Below are 18,081 nucleotides of genomic sequence, written 5' to 3'. Positions count from 1 at the left end.
AGACTTTACAGGGGATTTTAGAAAATAAATGAGCAAGCGTCCTTCAGGGCTAGTCGCGATCGTTATATACAAGATTTTTACAGCTACATTACTAACTATTGTTTCCATAGCACTCTTAGTGTCAGTTAAGCATCAGCCAGATCTTGAGGAGCTTTGGGAGTCGTTGGTATTAGCCGGAAAACAAGGCTTAATCGCATTACTTCTAGAAAAACTTCTTAACTTAAGTACTAAAAAAGTACTTTTTGGCGGTGTTGCAGCAGGAGTCTATGCTGTTGTAACGGCTATTGAAGCTGTTGGTTTATGGTACGAAAAAGCTTGGGCTAGATGGTTGGTATTAGGAGTCGTTGGTATCAGCATACCAGCAGAAATTTTTGAGTTAATTCATAAGTTTTCTTTTTTAAAGGTGGTCATTTTTTTAATAAACATTGCTGTTTTTGTTTACCTACTGCGGGAGTTCCCAAAAAAATAGCTTGCGGCGAATTTGTTTTTCTACGAATGTATGGTTATTTGGAAGCCCAGAATACGCCGAACAGAACCAACTTTATTTGGTTCTGGGAAAGTATTGGGTGCATAGGAGTTAATCCCATAAGTATTAACAGATAAGGTTTTCCCATCAGCACTGATATCGAGAGTGACGTAGTTAAAGGTATCAGGTGTGTAAAAATCTACGGGCTGTCGTAGTGTATTCGCTTGAGGATCACCTTCACGAAAAACGTTCTGTAGTCCTGGCAATTTTGGATCTAAACCAAAGGGATTAATACCCTTTGCGTTTTGCTGGCTCACAAGAACATCTGTGAACAATTTAATAAAGTTAAAGTTATGGTTAGTTACTTTATCAGGACCACTAGCACCAATAGGACCTGCTACGATAGTGAAAGCACCAGGAACGAGAGCACGTGTTTTAGGATTATTGGGTTCGGTAAAGTATGTGAGTTCATTAATTCTATTTTGATGGTCATCAGTGGAGAGAAAGACGACGTGATCAATTTTATTTTCAGCAATAAATTTTAATATTTCGTTGCGTTCTATTCTATATCCACCAATCCAGGATTTACCTCCATCATCTCCTGTTTCATCAATTGGTGAAGAAATAGCAATAATTTTCCAAGGTACATGATTTTGTTGTGCATTTAACAGCGTTTGTTTGAACCAACTCAGTTGAGTTTTACCTAGCATGGTACGCTTAGGATTATTTGCACGCACGCCTGTGTCGTCAGCACCCATTGTGGTTTTTAGACGTATATCACGATACGAACGATCATCTAAGTTGATGAAAATACTATTTGCCCCCCACTGCTGAGCAAAATACAATTGTTGTGTTTTATCTGTCCGAGGATCACCTGAAGCAGAAATAGTTTTTTCTCGAATTGGCTGGTAGTCGTTGTATGCTTTCAGCAATAGCTTGAAGCCATCGGTTTTATTAATAAAGGTGCCAGTTGTGTTAACATCATTTGCTGGATTGCTCGCATCAGCATCTTTACTAGCAGGTGCACCTCCATTAATAAATCGTTTATTACCTAGTTCATGATTATCGATAAGAGTGTAATTTCCACCAGAAGCAAACAGCCTTTGTAAACTAGAGAAACCCTCTGCTGTTAGGGGTTCTAACTGCTCTCTGTATTTACGGTAGTAATCTGCTAAAGCTTGTTTAGGATTGCTGTCGGGATCAGCACACGCTTCAGATATAGCGCTCTTGGTTTCGTAGATTGTGTCACCGAGAAAAACAAAGTAGTCTAAATTCAGCTTGTTAAAATCTTGAGTTGAAGGGTATGGACGCCACTGACTGTCAGCATCACCGCTAAAACCAAAACGAACAGCTGCTTTCTGAGTTTTTGCAGGCGCAGTTTTGAATGTACCTACTGGACTTAGCTTTCCATCTCCTGTTAAAAAACGGTAATAATATTGTGTGCCACTCTTTAAATTTTTGATATCAAGTTTTAGGGTATAGTCGTGGTCTGGTCTGGTTACTCCTTTTAAGGAGGATACAATTTTGTGAAACGTTGGATCAAGAGAAACTTGAACGGTTAAGTTACTTATTGTACCTTTTTGACTAACAGAATCTGCCGTACGTGTCCAAATAATAGCACTTGTGTTTGTAGCGTCACCAGCAGCTACTCCACTGAATACAACAGCAGCCTGGGTTTTTGAAGAAAAAATTAATAGAAAAGCTGTTAACAGCGCTGGTAAATAGGGAAATTTAAGTAAGTTAAAGAAAAACACGGCTTGATTCTATTTTTTACCTAGCCGTGATTATACTGGAATTTCTGTCAATTACTCTACCCAAAGGGCGATTAGCACGTCACTAAATGACCTCTTAAATAGAGAAAACCCGCCGCTGCGGGTTTAAACACAACAAACTATGAACAACAAATTTCTTTCTTAGCCTATATACTTCATCTCCGCTTCTAACTGGCGAATGAGTTGTTCGTCGCCTTTGGCTCTTGCTACCTGTAAGCGCTGTTCTACGCTTCTTTGAAGATTCTGCCGGTGCAGTTGTTGGGCTTTTTTTGCAGCTTCCATCCTATTTGTAATCATAATCACGGTCCTCTGGTAATCTTTTTTATATTTTCCTAACATAACATAGATTTCGTTACTTATGCTACAGAAAAAAGAAACTTTATAATATTCAAAGTAAACTTCATGTTAGATAAACTTCTTAACAAACGCTCTGATCAAAGAGCTGAGTACGCTGGTATCCTGACCCTGTTAACGGATTTCGGCGATCGCGACGTGTATGTAGGCGTGATGAAAGGAGTCATCACCCAAATCAACGCCAAGCTAACTGTGGTAGACTTAACCCACCAAATTCCGCCGCAAAATATTGCCGCAGCTAGGTTTTGCTTAATGAATGCTTACCCATATTTCCCAGTTGGGACAGTTCATGTGGCGGTAGTGGATCCAGGTGTGGGGGGTGTACGAAGAGCGATCGCAGTTGAATTTGCTCAAGGGTTTCTCATTGGCCCAGACAATGGCATATTTAGTGGGGTACTAAGTCAAAGTCCGGCGATCGCAGCAGTAGAACTAACAAACCCTCAATACTGGCGAACATCTCAACTTAGTACAACTTTTCATGGAAGGGATATTTTTGCTCCAGTAGGAGCTCATCTTGCTAGCGGTGTCCCTTTTGAACAGCTAGGACAAACAATAGATCCAGCAACCTTAGTACAGCTAAATATACCAGAATGCATTCAAACAGAAACTGGTATGACAGGTTGCATTCAATATATTGATCACTACGGAAACTTGATTACCAACATTCCAGGAATTTATGTACAAGGAAAAACCTGGTGCATCCAAGCACCAGGTTTGACTATTCCAGGACGTGAAACTTATAGTGATGTGAAAGCTGGAGACGCGATCGCTTTAATTGGTAGTCATGGCTGGATAGAAATTGCCATTAATAGCGGTAATGCCGAGACTCAATTGCAAATCAAGTTGGAGACGCCCGTACAAGTTTTCCTTAATAATTCTTAACACAAACAAACCCAGCAACTAACTAACCTGCTTAAGCCGATAGCCTAGTCCATGAACTGTCTCTATCAAGTCTTCAGGTGCACCAACTGCTCTCAGCTTCATTCGTAAACTTTTAATGTGAGACTTAACAGTTTCCTCAGAGGGTGGATCTGACAGTGACCAAATCCGCTCAATAATACCAGATCGGCTCAAAACCCGACGACCATTAGAAACCAGTAAATCTAATAGAGCATATTCCTTGGGAGTCAAGTGTAGCGGCTGTTGTTCGTAAGTAACTTCGTAGGTACTTGGATTCAGGCTCAAACTCCCCCAAGATATTGTTGAGATCGCTGTCGCAGCCATACCCCCTCGACGTAACAATGCTCGAAGTCGTGCCATTAACTCTTGCAGATCAAAAGGCTTGACGACGTAATCGTCTGCTCCTGCATCCAAACCTATAATCTTGTCAGCAATGGTATCTCTAGCTGTTAGCATCAGAACAGGAAGTGTAGCATTACGATAACGAAGCTGTTTGCAAAAAGTTATGCCATCTAGCTTGGGTAGCGTCACGTCCAGCACAATCAAGTCATACTCCAAACACTCAACCCAATCAGATGCTTCTTTGCCATCCCTGACAACATCCACTACATACTGATGAGTTGTCAGTGCTTCTGTCAACATTTCCGCTAATTGAACATCATCTTCAACAATTAATATACGCATGGCTAATATGTACTGTATGAATAACTTATCTCCTGTTTTTGTTCAGATATTAACAAAAGCAACAAGAGTCAAACTTGCCAACAAAGTGACTGATTAAGATAGAGCAAGAATTAGAAGATGTTAACCATAACAAAAATATCAGATTGTCTATCCTCTAAAGGTTATATAAAAGAAGTTAGAAAATCGGGGAAAGATCGGGGAGAAATCGGGTAGCAACATAAGTTCTGTACAATCTTGTGAGAGAACATGCATCTTTTTGAAGATTAAAAATATGAATGATTCATACATAAGTCGGCTCATTGCAAGTGTTCACCAAGATCTACTTCCTCAGATAGAAATAGAGAGCGTCAATCCCCATAATCCCGTAAAAGTTCACTATATCCCCGAGCCTTGGAAGCTTGTTGGAGCAGGTAACTACGCAGCGGTTGTGTATCACCCTGACTACCCAGACCAAGTCGTGAAAATTTACGCACCTGGACGCCCAGGTTTTAGGGAGGAGGTAGAAGTTTATCGCCGTTTAGGTTCCCATCCCGCTTTCTCGGAGTGTTTTTATGCTAAAGAGAGCTTCTTAATCTTAAAGCGATTATATGGAGTGACTCTCTATGACTGCATGCACCTTGGTCTACGAATCCCAAAACAGGTAATTCTGGATATTGATCAAGCTTTGAACTACGCACGTGAGCGTGGTCTTTATCCGCATGATGTTCATGGTCGTAACGTAATGATGCAGGAAAATCGGGGTCTAGTCGTAGATGTCTCGGATTTTCTCCATAAAGAAACTTGCTCAAAGTGGGATGACTTAAAGAAGGCATACTATTGGCTATACACTCCCTTGCTATCTCGATTGCGGTTACGGGTGCCTTACTTTGTCTTGGATTTTGTCCGTACCACTTACCGCTTAAGCAAGTTGTTCAAAACCATCTACTCCCGAATTATGAGATTTGGCTCCAGAAGATGAAAAGATTTCCTCTTGAGTTCATCAGTTTATTTGGGTAGAAACCCCGTCCTTCTAGGACGGCTTTACAATTGTCAAACGGCACAACCATACCCATCTTTTCGATGAATGGTTTTGCAGTATTTGTAAGAAATTCCTTCAATTAACCCGTTTTTGGTTGAAATATTAAAGCTACCAGTAGCACGAGTGGCGATCCTCCCGGTGTAAATTCCTACTTTCTTCCCTTTTGTGACAACAGCTTTAACGATGTCACCAGTTGTAAAACCAAAGTGGATTTTCTCTCTTGCACAATGACGAATAGGAAACCCATGCTTATCCGTTCTACATGATTGGCGAGTACCGTGACCAGCAGCTTTAATTAACAGTGGTTTAACACCATTAACCCAAAGTTTGTTAGGAGTTGATTTGCCAACACAAGCCGCATCTATCCAATGGGTCTTATCAAGGCTTTGGGTGGTTCTGTTGAACTTGGTTAATCCACCACTACCTGTTTCTACTGGGAGTCCAAGAGCTTTTAATGTTTCTAGTAATCTAAATCTAGTTGCATTAACAGCAGCAGTATCCACTAATGGTTTCTTAGCTTGCGCTTCAATTTCAGTAAACCGTTTCGGATCCTTTTTCAAGAATTCCTTAATATCTTGTGTTCCTTTTTTGAGGTTGCATTTTTCACAACTTAGAGTGAGATTTGATATTCTATTCGTTCCTCCTTTTGCTTTTGGATGAATGTGTTCTACCTGCAAAGGAACATCTTTGACCCCACAATAAGCGCATTGTCTACCCCACTTTTCAAGTAAGTACTCGCGTGTTTCATAGCCTGCGAGTGTTCCTTGTTGATATTCCTTGCCTTGAATATCTGGGTTTTGCATTAATTGAGTGTCAAACCTAACTAATTCTTGAGATATAGCGGTGATGTTAGCAAATTTGCGTAGTCGCTTGACCCAGGTTTCGATATTATGAACACGACTCATAAGACTAGGTGGCAACCATCCTTCTCTACGTTGTTTAGGACAAGGTTGTTTGTTACCTTTCCTAAACCATTCGTGTTTTGGTGGTTGACGATAACGGGTTTTGCGGTTTCTGCGACCACGCCGAATAGCACGACGAGAGTTCAAGGATTCCTTTATTGCAAAACCTCGGTGCTGAAGTTCAGCCGCCCATACAACCTCTCCTGTTGAATCGTTAACCAGTGCAAAACCAGTTGTTTTACTTCCTGGGTCTATCTTGATTCTTAACGGTTCAACAACCACATCTAACTGACATGATTTCTTGAGCATGATTGTGAAAGGAAAGCGCCTATAAATAGCTGCTTTACCGTTATTTAAAAGTTGTCGTGCTGTAGCAGGATGAATTGGATTTAATGGTTTTTTGTCGGTATCAATTACTAGTACTTTGGACACAATGTCCCTCCATTACTGGGTGATGTTAGCCTTGTCAAAGTTACTGGTCGGTACTTTCCAAACAACACTGGCTTAACCCTATAAACCTGTTTAGCTGTTTGGTTCTAGAGCTACAGACTGGCTGCGTATCTGTAGGTAGGAGCATAAACGCTTACCGGTAACGTAGTGTACGAAACACTTAGACGGGTCAGCTATCCTTAAAGGGGAGGCATGAAGCCCCGTCCTTCAGGTCGGGGTACTGACCAAAACGGTTCTTCTCTAAACAAACGCATAAGACTTGCCTTACTACCCGATTTTTACCCGATTAATTCCCGATTTTTCAACTTGTTTTAGTTAGCTTCAAGATATCGTTAATTTTCACAAATCTTCTCAATGAAATATCAAGCAATAGTAATCTCAAGAAACATTTCCCGAAAGTTGCGTTCACCAATCTCATAGGAGTTGTAACCCTTGTTACTCAGCAATTTACGAAACAATCGACGCACTAAAGTTCCCCAGAATCCGGCTATGTCTTCTAATTCTAATACTTCGTCAACAACAGCTTGGTATTCTTTGGACGTGGAACACACACTGTTATTGCTTGAGAGTGATGCAGTTGATGGTTTAACCTCCGAAGAAGTAGAACATCGCCTAGAGCAGTATGGTACTAATGAACTAGAGACAACAGGCGATCGCAGTGCTTGGACTATTTTACTAGATCAGTTCACGAATATCATGTTGTTGATGCTGATCTCGGTTGCCGTAATTTCTGCCATTCTCGATCTACGAACAAACCAGTTTCCTAAAGATGCGATCGCTATTTTTTCTATAGTCATCCTCAATGGGGTACTGGGCTATCTTCAAGAAAGCCGAGCCGAAAAAGCTCTCGCTGCTCTTAAGCGTCTAGCAGCTCCGATAGTGAAAGTTGTGCGCAACGGCAAACTAGTTGAGGTACCAGCCTCCAACCTAGTACCAGGAGATGTAATGTTTCTGGAAGCTGGAGTGCAAATTGCAGCAGATGGTCGCTTAATCGAAGAATCTAACCTGCAAATTAGGGAATCGACACTAACTGGCGAAGCTGCTGCGGTCAATAAGCAAGCAGACTTAGTCCTAAGTTCCGAGACACCGTTAGGCGATCGCCAAAACATGGTATTTCAAGGAACTGAAGTTCTCATTGGACGAGGCAAATTTATTGTAACTAGTACTGGGATGCAGACAGAACTAGGGCGAATTGCCGCCATGCTTCAGTCTGTGGAAACTGAGCCTACCCCCTTGCAAAAAAGGCTATCCCAACTGGGTAACGTTTTAGTCATGGGTTCGCTAGTCTTGGTTGCTATCGTCGTCATAGGTGGTACTTTCACTCTCGGCTTAAGTCAGCTCGAAGACTTATTAGAAGTGTCCCTGAGTATTGCCGTTGCGATCGTACCAGAGAGCTTACCTGCTGTTATTACCTTTACCCTAGCGCTTTCAACGCAAAGGATGGTGCGTCGTCAAGCGCTTATTCGTAAACTGCCAGCTGTCGAAACACTCGGGAGTATTAACACCATCTGCTCGGATAAAACTGGCACCCTCACCCAAAACAAAATGGTTGTCCAAGAAGTTGACACGCCAAGTTATACATTCCATGTAACTGGCGACGGTTATGTTCCTATCGGGGAATTCTTGACTGAGCCAAAAGTTTCAGGTTCCTCTGACTCGATTACTAGCGAAACTTTAAAGTCAGCACCAATCTCCGCGCTGCTTGCAGATCAAGAGCCAGAACTAGTCCAATTGCTGATCGCTTGCGTACTTTGTAATGATTCTGTGTTGCAGTATGAGAATAATGAGTGGAGTGTTCTGGGAGATCCAACAGAGGGAGCACTGATCGTACTTGGAGCTAAGAAAGGTGTGGACAAAGATCCGCTCAGTCGTTGGCTCCCTCGTGTTGCAGAATTTCCATTTTCTTCTGAGCGTAAGCGGATGAGTACAATTTGTGAAACAGAGGCTAGGGACTGGGAAAGCCCTTACGTTATGTTTACAAAAGGCTCGGCAGAAATCATTTTAGAACGTTCCACTCGTTACAAACTAGGTCATGGTACTGAACCTATGACGAAAGAGCAACGAGCGAGTATCCTGAAGCAAAATAACCAAATGGCAGCTAATGGTTTGCGTGTATTGGGTGTTGCTTGCAAACCTTTGGAAACTTTACCTTTACCAGAAGAAGATGAAGCCACAGAGCAAAATTTGGTATGGTTGGGGTTAGTGGGAATGCTAGACGCGCCACGACTTGAGGCGAAATCAGCCGTGAGCCTCTGTCAGCAAGCGGGGATTCGGACAGTGATGATCACCGGAGATCACCATTTGACAGCTATGGCGATCGCCAGTCAATTAGGTATTGCCAACTTAGGAGATAATGTTCTCACTGGTCAAGATTTGCAGCAATTGAGTCAACGAGAACTAGAGCAACAAGTAGACCAAGTAACTGTTTTTGCTCGTGTTGCACCAGAACACAAACTGCGAATAGTGCAAGCTCTTCAGAAGCGCGGTAAGCTTGTTGCCATGACTGGAGACGGCGTTAATGATGCTCCAGCCTTGAAACAAGCTGACATTGGTATTGCCATGGGTATTACGGGTACTGATGTAAGTAAAGAAGCCAGCGACATGGTATTGCTAAATGACAACTTTGCCACTATTGTTGCTGCAGTTGAGGAAGGAAGAGTTGTTTACGCGAATATCCGTCGCTTTATCAAATATATTTTGGGCAGCAATGTTGGAGAAGTTTTAACGATAGCTGCTGCACCACTTATGGGTTTGGGTGGTGTTCCTCTCGCGCCTTTACAAATTTTGTGGATGAATCTAGTTACAGATGGTTTACCAGCCTTGGCTTTGGCTGTAGAACCTGCTGAACCAGATGTGATGCGACAACCTCCCTTTAGTCCTCGTGAGAGTATTTTTTCCAGGGGGTTGGGATCTTACATATTCCGCACTGGAGTGATCTTTGCCATTATTACCATTGCTTTAATGTGGTGGGCATATAATCATACTCATGCAGCCGGATATCAAGGCGATAAAGACGCTTGGAAGACGATGGTTTTCACTAGCTTATGTTTAGCACAAATGGGTCACGCTTTAGCTGTGCGATCGCATAGGCAGCTATCCTTGGAGTTAAACCCCTTTTCTAACCCTTATTTGATTGCTGCAGTAACGTTGACAATAATTTTACAGTTGATGCTAGTTTACATTGAACCTATGCGAAATTTTTTCGGTACCCACTGGCTTAGTCCAGTTGAATTGGCTATTTGCGTTGGTTTTAGTGCTTTGATGTTTGTTTGGATTGAATGTGAGAAGCTATTCATTCGTTGGTACAAGAATCGAGGTTAACCTCAAGAGCAAAATAAGATGATTTTTGCAGGGAATCGAAATTTTAAAGTACTCTACCAAATTTGTGCACTGAAAACTTTTGTCTACAAAAAGAAAACTTTAATCGCTTATGTACTGAGCATAGGACTACTAAGTGTAGGTTGCGGTTCTCTTTCCAAAGGAGCAGCTGAAGCTCAATCTCAGAGTTCTAGTAAAGTGCAACAAGCAGATAACGTAAAACCTGTTGATGCGGTGATCGCACGCACTGGTTTATTGCGACAACAGCCACAATATATAGGAACTACTGTTCCATTCCGCACTGTTTCACTGCGATCGCAAGCTGAAGGACAGTTGTTGAGTTTAAATGTAGATGTTGGCGACGCGGTTAAATATGGACAACTCATTGGTCAGTTAGATGATGCTTTGCTTAAAACAGCATTAAATCAAGCAGAAGCACAACTAGCAACGCTCAACTCAGAAGTAGCGCAGGCGATCGCGCAAGTGAGTAATGCTCGTGTGGAGGTGGAACGACTGCGGCTTATACAGGTGCAAGCAGAAGCCGACTCACAACGACAGCAACTACTCTCGAAGCAAGGAGCAATTTCACTACAAACAGCTGAAAAAGCACGTACTGAGAGTCTTACAGCAGATCAGGCTGTACGCGCTGCTCAAGAAAGAGTCCGTACACAACAGCAAGCTGTTCGTGCTGCTCAAAATAGATTAACTGTTCAAAAATCAGTCATTGCACAAGCCAAGGAACGTAGATCCTATGCTCAGTTAACTTCTCCAATTACTGGCGTGGTTCTAGCAAAGTCAACAGAGCCAGGGAACCTTCTTCAACCAGGTAATGAAGTCTTGAGAATTGGTGACTTCCGCAGTGTAAAAGTTCTGCTTCAAGTTTCGGAAAAGGAACTATCAAACGTTCGCTTAGGGCAGTCTGTTCAAGTACGGTTAGATGCATTGCCCAACCAAACATATGTAGGAAAAGTTATACGTATTTCCCCAGATGCTGATGCAACGGCTCGCTTAGTACCAGTGGAGGTGATGATTTCTAACAGTCAAGGAAAAATTGGAAGTGGCTTGTTGGCACGAGTTAACTTTAACTCTCAAGCCCAACAGCGGGTTATAGTACCTGAGATTGCTATTCAACAACTGGGTGGGCAAGGGCAAGGCAGTAATACCTCCTCCTTGCAAAATAGTCAGGGGAGAGTGTTTGTTGTCACACAAACAGAGGGTAAGACAGCAGTTAAAGCTAGATCCGTGAGGCTTGGAGAAAGAGCTGATGGCAAAGTGGAAATTTTATCTGGCTTGCAAACAGGAGAGAGATTTGTTACCCGTAGTGGTAAGCCGTTACAAGATGGCGATCGCGTACGTCTGTCGATTCTTTCAGAATCAAATTCCTGATGGGCAGATCTCTTTCTAAAGTCTCGGATTTTCAATCAATATTAAAGGGGCAATCTCGATGCAGGAGGTAAAGCAAGGTGGCGGTTTTAGTATTAGTGCCATTTCGATCCGCCAGCATATTGCCACACTTATGCTGACTGTGGCGGTAATTGTGGTTGGTATATATCTTGGCTCAACAATACAAGTAGATTTACTGCCATCGATTACCTATCCGCGAATCGGTGTTCGGTTAGAAGCGCCTGGTGTATCACCAGAAGTTGCAGTAGATGAAATTACTAGACCCTTAGAAGAAGCTTTATCAGCCACAGAGAATGTTGTACAAGTTTCTTCTCGTACTCGTGAGGGACAAGTTAGTATTGATTTATTTTTCCAACCAGGCGGAAATATTGACCAAGCTTTAAACGATGCTACAGCGGCTTTTAACAGAGGTAGAGGGCAACTACCAGATACTATAGAAGAACCGCGTATATTTAAATTTGATCCTTCTCAACAGCCAATTTACGAGTTAGCAATAACATCCTCCTCTTTACAAGGTAAAGATTTACGGGTATTTGCCGACGAAGAATTATCCCGCGAACTGAGCGTTGTACCTGGGATTGCTGCAGTGGATGTCTCTGGTGCTGCTGAAGAAGAAGTGCGAGTGCTTGTTGACTTAAAGCGTTTGCAGGCACTTGGTGTTGGTATAACTAATGTACTTAATGAACTTACAGCGCGTAACAAGGATATATCTGGGGGTCGGATTTTAGGTCAAAATTCTGAACCGTTAACCCGCACTGTGGGAAGATTTCGAGATGCTAAGGAAATAGAAAACCTATCTTTTACAGTTGCTTCTTCAACCAACGGTGATACATCGAATAACAATTCGTTGTCACCCCGTCGTGTTTATCTACGAGACTTTGCTGAAGTCATAGACGGTACAGAAGAACAGAGAGTATTTGTTTACTTGAACCGTCAACCATCTGTAAAAGTTTCGATTCAAAAGCAACCTGATGCTAATACAATTACAGTTGTCGACGGAGTCAAGCGGCGAATTGAACAATTGCGCCAATCCGGCTTGATTCCATCTGACATGATTTTGACACCAACTACAGATGAATCTCGCTTCATCCGTAATTCTTTAAATGATGTGATTTTTTCAGCTTTTTCTGGAGCATTATTGGCTGCGGCGGCGGTATTGTTATTTTTGGGGTCATTCAGGCAAACATTAATTATCAGTTTGGCAATTCCACTGTGTACTCTGTCGGCGATCGCGTTGATGAAGTTGTTCGGTTTAACCTTAAATGTGTTTAGCTTAGCTGGGCTAACTTTAGGAATTGGTCAAGCAATTGATACGTCAGTAGTGATTTTGGAGAATATTGCTGAAAAAACAGGTATGACTCCCAACCAGAAAAAGGTAAGGAAGCAGAGAGTTCATCGAGAATTTTTTATGGCGACGGCGATCGCGTCTTCTCAAGAAGTAGAATCTGCTTTAGTTGCAGCTACTGCAGCCAACTTGGTTTCAGTAGTACCATTTTTGTTGATTGGCGGTTTTATCTCACTGCTATTTAATGAACTGATTCTCAGTATTAGCTTTGCAATTGCAGCTTCTCTTGTTGTTGCTATCACAGTGGTACCGATGCTGACATCTCGACTTTTAGCCATTCCTTGGTCTAGTCGAGTGAGTGAGTTATGGCTATTACAACAGTTTAATCGACGTTTTGAAGATGCGACAAACGTATATAGCAGGTTTTTAACTAAGGTTTTACGCTATAGATTGCTTGTCGTCATCATAACTTTTTTCATTCTGGGCGGTAGTACCTTGTTCATGGCAAGTCAAATTCCGCAAGAAATCTTACCACGGATCAATACTGGGCAAGCGAATTTAAGAGTCCAGTTTCCTCCAGGTACACCTTTGGAAACGTCTCAGAAAGTTATGCAGGTTGTGGATGACATCTTACAGAAACAACCAGAAACTGATTATGTTTTTACAACTGTAGGCGGCTTTTTATTTGGCAGTAATACGACAGAAAATCCTTTACGCGCTAATAGCACAATCACTCTTAAACCAGATACAGATGTTGAGAGGTTTGTCAAGCGGGCAACCCAGGAATTTAATAAACTGAATTTAGCAGGAATTTTACTTCGCCTTAGTCCGGGGCAAGTACGGGGTTTAATCTTGACGAATACCCCAGCCCAAGGTTCAGAAATTGACGTGATTTTACAAGGTAACGATAATCAAAAGTTACAGCAGGCAGGAAGGCAAGTACAACAAGCCTTAGAGGAAAAAGTCACACTAGCTAGATTTCGACCTGATGCTGATCCTCGTCAACCAGAAGTACAAATCCATCCTGACTGGGAAAGAGTAGCTGCTTTGGGGCTGACAGCGCAGCAAATTGGTGAGACAATTCAAACAGCGATTGAAGGCTCAGTTCCTACGCAAATTCAACGTGGTAACCGTTTAGTAGATGTACGGGTGGAGTTGAATCAAGAGGCAATAGAGCGTCCTTCTCAGCTTGAATTATTACCTTTATTTACAAATAACAATCAACAAATACGCCTTTCGGATGTTGCGCGTATTGAAGAAGGTCAAGCTCCAGGAGAAATCCAACGAATTCAACAGCGTCAAGCTTTTATTATTGCAGGTAATCTTACCGAGGGAGCGACTCTGGGTGAAGCTATAGCCCAGGTGAATGAGGTACTTAAAGGTATAAAGTTACCTGATGGGGTTTCTATTTTGCCAAGTTCTGCCGAACAAACAACTAAGCAGTTACAAAACTCTGTCATAACTTTAGGAGGGTTAGCAACGTTCCTCATCTTTGTGGTTATGGCTGTGCAATATAACTCGCTGATTGACCCGTTGGTTATTATGTTTACAGTACCACTAGCATTGGCTGGAGGAATTTTTGGACTTTATATTACGAAAACAGCGCTTGGCGCAACTGTCATAGTCGGTGCTGTGTTATTAGTAGGTATTGTGGTGAATGCTGGGATTTTAATGGTGGAACTGGCAAACCAAATCCGGGAAGAGGAAGGTTGTGCACGTGAAATCGCCATTGTTAGGGCTGCTAAAGAGCGTCTGCGTCCTATTATGATGACGACGGTGACTACTATATTGGGACTATTTCCGCTAGCCTTGGGTATTGGGGAAGGTTCAGAGTTTTTGCAACCGCTTGGAATTGTTGTTTTCTTTGGAATGGCGATCGCCACGCTTCTGACTTTATTTATCATCCCATGTTTGTACACGTTGCTGCATAATATATTACGCTTCAATTGGATAAAGCCTACTTTATCCAAGCTGGCTAGACTCAAGAAAGGTTACCTATAAACTCCATAATTGTTGCCTGTTTGAAACTGAATTTTTCATGAAGTGGTCTCTTGTTGGAAAATGGAATGTGTTCGGCTTTGGTTTGGCATTGCTACTCATAGGCATTGACAGCATGATCTCTTACCAAAATGCAATTAAATTAATTCAAAATGCCGACAAAGTGAAGCACACCCATGAAGTACTCAAGAATCTGACAGATATTCATGCGACTTTAACTGATTCTGAATCGAACCTCCTTAGTTATACTCTATTCAAAGATGAGTCAGAATTAAAACGCTATAATGCAGCCATTGAAAGTATTTCTCCCAAAATAAAAATACTGAAACAACTGAATGCTGGAAATACAAGCCAACAGCAACGGCTTGCAACTTTACAATCCTTAATTTCACAAAAACAAATCCTATTTAAGCAGTCTATTGATGTGTATAAGGCTGGTCAATCAACTGCACAAAACCAATATCCTTTGATAGTTAGGAGTAAAAGAAGCCGAGACCAAATCAGAATGCTCATCATCCAAATGCAAGCAGAAGAAGAAAAGTTATTAGAGTTATGGGTTAAAAAATCAGAACATAATATACGCTCTAGAATTTTTATAGAATTCTTAAGTATCTTTTTGAGCTTTGCAATTCTTTTTGGAGTCTATGCCTTGCTTTATAGACAAATGGTGAAACGGCATAAAGCAGAAACTCTTCAGATTCATTTATCCCAAGAGAAAGAACTAAGTGATCTCAAGCTGCGTTTTTTTTCAATGGTTTCCCATGAATTTCGTACCCCTTTGAGTATTATTTTAGGCTCGGCTCAATTACTAGCAGAAAATAGTGAGCAATGGACACAGTCAAAGCGCCTTAAAAATTTAGAACGTATTCAATCTTCTGCTAAGTTAATGACTAAGTTACTATCAGATATCCTTACAATAGAAAGAGCAGAAGCTGGCAAGTTAGAATGCAACCGAGAACTTGTAGATCTGGAAGCTTTTTGTCTCAATTTAGTAGAAGATATTCATTTGGGTAGCAACAATAGGCATGAAATTAAATTTCTTAGTGATGATGGATGTACTCGCGCAGAATTAGATGAAAAATTATTATACTCGATTCTTAGTAATCTGCTTTCTAACGCAATTAAGTACTCGCCTAATGGGGGAAATATCTATTTCGTTTTAAGCTGTGAAGCCGAAGTTGTGAGCTTTCAAATTAAAGATGAAGGCATTGGCATTCCAGAGGAATTTCAACAACAACTATATGAGCCTTTTCATCGTAGCTACAACGTCAGAGATATTGTTGGTGTCGGATTAGGGCTAGCAGTCGTTAAAAAGTGTCTAGATATCCATCAGGGAGAAATTTCTGTAGAGAGTCAAGAGGGAATTGGTACAACCTTCACAGTCAGAATTCCGCTGCCAACTAAGTAGATGGGAAAAATAGCCAATGATAATTAATGCCACATCCAACTTCAGCAGGTGGAATGAGCTTAAGATCTATATAAGATAGCGATGATAACCAACTATGACTCAACTACAAGAACCTCAACCCATAATTTATCAAGGTCAGTTTGGGGACTTTACCATAAATCAGGACGATCGCACTGGTGTAATTATCTATCGTGCAGCTTTAATGGTAGCGGCGGTTAGCTTTGCGATCGGCAGTTTATTGGTTTTGCTCAAGAATGACTCAAGCTCTGTCCAGTTTCTAACACCTTTATATGCCTGTTTTAGTCTTGCTTTGGGTGTGAGTTTACTTACTATTCACATATATATGGTGTCGCTGCACCGGCTCCTACAAGTTTGCTGGGCTCTCGGTACCCTTGCTTCGATTGTAATAGCCCTCAACAGCAGCGAACCTTTAGCTCTTACCGTTTACACTCAACCAATTACCTTACTGGGTATAGGTTTTACATTTGTTGCTTTAACAGGAATCTATTTTAAAGAAGCATTCTGCTTTAACCGCCTAGAAACCAAGTTGTTGGCATTTATAGTGCCGTTACTACTATTAGGACATTTAGTAGGAGTGCGATCGCTTCAGTGGGAGCAGGTACTGCTAGGATTGTGGGCAATTTTATTTATGGTGTTTGCCCTACGTAAAGCTGTACAAGGAATTCCAGCAGATATAGGAGATAAGTCTGTATTTACTTATTTGAAACAGCAGCGTTCTGTAAAACCTTGACAAAAAACCTTGCGTTGTCAAGGTTTGTTCGTTCCTTGGCGTCTCATACCAAATGTGTAAATTTATTTTATTTTGTAGTGCGGGCATCTTGCCCGCTTCAGGAATAAACTAAGGAGCAAGATGCTCCCACTACCATTTTTTTGCAAAATTTCGGATGCTCCCTTACTCAGCACGGTGAGCTGTTACTTCAACTTCTATTCTCATTCTAGGATCTGCTAATCCTGCAACAATCATAGTCGCTGCGGGTCTGATGTCGCCTAAATATTGATGGAGTACTGGAAAGCAAGATTCAAAATCCTCTCGCAAGGGGAGTATGTAGCGAACTCGCACTACATCTTTCATAGTACATCCTGCTTGTGCTAGTGCAGCTTGGATATTTTTGAAGCACTGAACCGCCTGTTCAACGACATCATCTGAGATAGTCATCGTGTCGTAGTTAAAGCCAGTTGTCCCAGAAACAAAAACCCAATCCCCATCCACGACAGCTCTAGAGTAACCGATATCTCTCTCAAAAGATGAACCAGAGGAAATTAGACGACGGTTCATTTTTTATTTCTCCTTCACTTACATCTGTAGGACTTACGCACTGTACAAACGAATCATCTTGTGCATTAACGAAAATTCGTCGTTTCAGGCTTTAAACAATGATCTGAGGGATAATAGAGATCGCCAAAAAAGTGCCGAAAAATCAAGTTTAAAGGCTTGAAATCTATACCCCATATGTGGGTCTCCTTGTCAATGCGTAAGTCCTAATCTGATTTTTGTACGGGGGAGCGAGCCTGAAACTAAGGCTCAGGCTATTGACCCCCTACAACGTAAAGGACTGTAGCACGTTTACAAGCAGCACGGATAATGCATGAAAGCCTAACTGCCCCTACAGAAAACTCCCCTTGAGATGGCTTGAGGAGTCTTTTTTCAGATTAAGTCAAGCCTAGAGTACCCGTTTTGGTGCAGAAAATTCCTGAAAGCCTTACCAGAAGCCCAGAAAAAATATTTTGAAAATTTTTTTCCAAAACCCTTGACGAACCTATTTAGGTTTGCTATATTGATTGAAGTGCCGAATGAAACGGCAAGCCGAACCGAGACAAATCAATAGTTTGAAAGCTTATAAACGACCAATCCTCGTCAAGTAAATTTAGTCGAACGGGTTAGCCCTAAGACTCAAACAAAATCATAACAGAGGATTCAAGAATTGTACAAGGGCGATTAATCGCATTTGTTCGTTCTGAACCTTAGAATCAGAATCAAAACGGAGAGTTTGATCCTGGCTCAGGATGAACGCTGGCGGTATGCTTAACACATGCAAGTCGAACGGACCCTTCGGGGTTAGTGGCGGACGGGTGAGTAACGCGTGAGAATCTGTCTTTAGAT

General features: G+C 41.7%; 13 protein-coding genes and 1 rRNA gene. 9 read left to right on the top strand and 5 right to left on the bottom strand.

Annotation, left to right across the window (positions count from 1 at the left end; translation table 11 throughout):
* Positions 1-28: 28 nt before the first annotated feature.
* Positions 29-469 (top strand): DUF2127 domain-containing protein, encoded by a 441-nt coding sequence (locus G4P69_RS19975; RefSeq protein WP_208342191.1) that lies wholly within the window; start codon positions 29-31, stop codon positions 467-469.
* Between the two features lie 20 nt (positions 470-489).
* On the opposite strand, the gene G4P69_RS19970 is transcribed toward G4P69_RS19975, so the two are convergent.
* Both G4P69_RS19970 and pirA read right to left on the bottom strand, forming a co-directional pair.
* Entirely contained in the window at positions 490-2,220 is a 1,731-nt protein-coding gene (locus G4P69_RS19970; RefSeq protein WP_208342192.1) for an alkaline phosphatase D family protein, read from the bottom strand.
* A 159-nt stretch (positions 2,221-2,379) separates the two neighbouring features.
* Positions 2,380-2,535: an arginine synthesis PII-interacting regulator PirA gene (gene pirA, locus G4P69_RS19965; RefSeq protein WP_208342193.1), complete on the bottom strand. Its 156-nt coding sequence runs from the start codon at positions 2,533-2,535 to the stop codon at positions 2,380-2,382.
* Between the two features lie 105 nt (positions 2,536-2,640).
* Between pirA and G4P69_RS19960 the strand changes: the two genes are divergently transcribed.
* Positions 2,641-3,474 carry an SAM hydrolase/SAM-dependent halogenase family protein gene (locus G4P69_RS19960; protein ID WP_208342194.1) on the top strand — a complete coding sequence of 278 codons (834 nt, stop codon included), beginning with the start codon at positions 2,641-2,643 and terminating at the stop codon, positions 3,472-3,474.
* 18 nt (positions 3,475-3,492) lie between these two features.
* On the opposite strand, the gene G4P69_RS19955 is transcribed toward G4P69_RS19960, so the two are convergent.
* Positions 3,493-4,176, bottom strand: a complete 684-nt coding sequence (locus tag G4P69_RS19955) for a response regulator transcription factor (RefSeq protein ID WP_208342195.1) — start codon at positions 4,174-4,176, stop codon at positions 3,493-3,495.
* A 271-nt stretch (positions 4,177-4,447) separates the two neighbouring features.
* Between G4P69_RS19955 and G4P69_RS19950 the strand changes: the two genes are divergently transcribed.
* Positions 4,448-5,134 (top strand): protein kinase family protein, encoded by a 687-nt coding sequence (locus G4P69_RS19950; RefSeq protein ID WP_208342196.1) that lies wholly within the window; start codon positions 4,448-4,450, stop codon positions 5,132-5,134.
* Positions 5,135-5,205: 71 nt separating this feature from the next.
* Here G4P69_RS19950 and iscB read toward each other — a convergent pair whose 3' ends face one another.
* Positions 5,206-6,528, bottom strand: coding sequence for an RNA-guided endonuclease IscB (gene iscB, locus G4P69_RS19945; protein ID WP_208342198.1), 1,323 nt, complete (start codon positions 6,526-6,528; stop codon positions 5,206-5,208).
* A 507-nt stretch (positions 6,529-7,035) separates the two neighbouring features.
* Between iscB and G4P69_RS19940 the strand changes: the two genes are divergently transcribed.
* The 5 genes from G4P69_RS19940 (at position 7,036) to G4P69_RS19920 (ending at position 16,710) form a co-directional block, all read left to right on the top strand.
* Positions 7,036-9,867 carry a cation-translocating P-type ATPase gene (locus tag G4P69_RS19940; protein ID WP_208342199.1) on the top strand — a complete coding sequence of 944 codons (2,832 nt, stop codon included), beginning with the start codon at positions 7,036-7,038 and terminating at the stop codon, positions 9,865-9,867.
* Positions 9,868-9,885: 18 nt separating this feature from the next.
* Entirely contained in the window at positions 9,886-11,250 is a 1,365-nt protein-coding gene (locus G4P69_RS19935) for an efflux RND transporter periplasmic adaptor subunit (protein ID WP_208342200.1), read from the top strand.
* Positions 11,251-11,308: 58 nt separating this feature from the next.
* Positions 11,309-14,554, top strand: coding sequence for an efflux RND transporter permease subunit (locus tag G4P69_RS19930; protein WP_208342201.1), 3,246 nt, complete (start codon positions 11,309-11,311; stop codon positions 14,552-14,554).
* 37 nt (positions 14,555-14,591) lie between these two features.
* The gene (locus G4P69_RS19925; protein ID WP_208342202.1) at positions 14,592-15,959 is read left to right on the top strand and encodes a sensor histidine kinase; all 1,368 of its coding nucleotides are present in this window, start codon (positions 14,592-14,594) and stop codon (positions 15,957-15,959) included.
* Between the two features lie 94 nt (positions 15,960-16,053).
* Positions 16,054-16,710 carry a DUF2301 domain-containing membrane protein gene (locus G4P69_RS19920; RefSeq protein WP_208342203.1) on the top strand — a complete coding sequence of 219 codons (657 nt, stop codon included), beginning with the start codon at positions 16,054-16,056 and terminating at the stop codon, positions 16,708-16,710.
* Positions 16,711-16,872: 162 nt separating this feature from the next.
* Here the strand turns inward: G4P69_RS19920 and G4P69_RS19915 are convergent, their stop codons facing one another.
* Entirely contained in the window at positions 16,873-17,256 is a 384-nt protein-coding gene (locus G4P69_RS19915; protein WP_208342205.1) for a RidA family protein, read from the bottom strand.
* A 700-nt stretch (positions 17,257-17,956) separates the two neighbouring features.
* Here G4P69_RS19915 and G4P69_RS19910 point away from each other — a divergent pair.
* Positions 17,957-18,081 (top strand): 16S ribosomal RNA (locus tag G4P69_RS19910); the annotation flags it as partial.

Source organism: Aetokthonos hydrillicola CCALA 1050 (assembly GCF_017591665.1).
Lineage (GTDB): Bacteria > Cyanobacteriota > Cyanobacteriia > Cyanobacteriales > Nostocaceae > Aetokthonos > Aetokthonos hydrillicola.
This window is presented reverse-complemented; position numbering and strand designations above follow the sequence as displayed.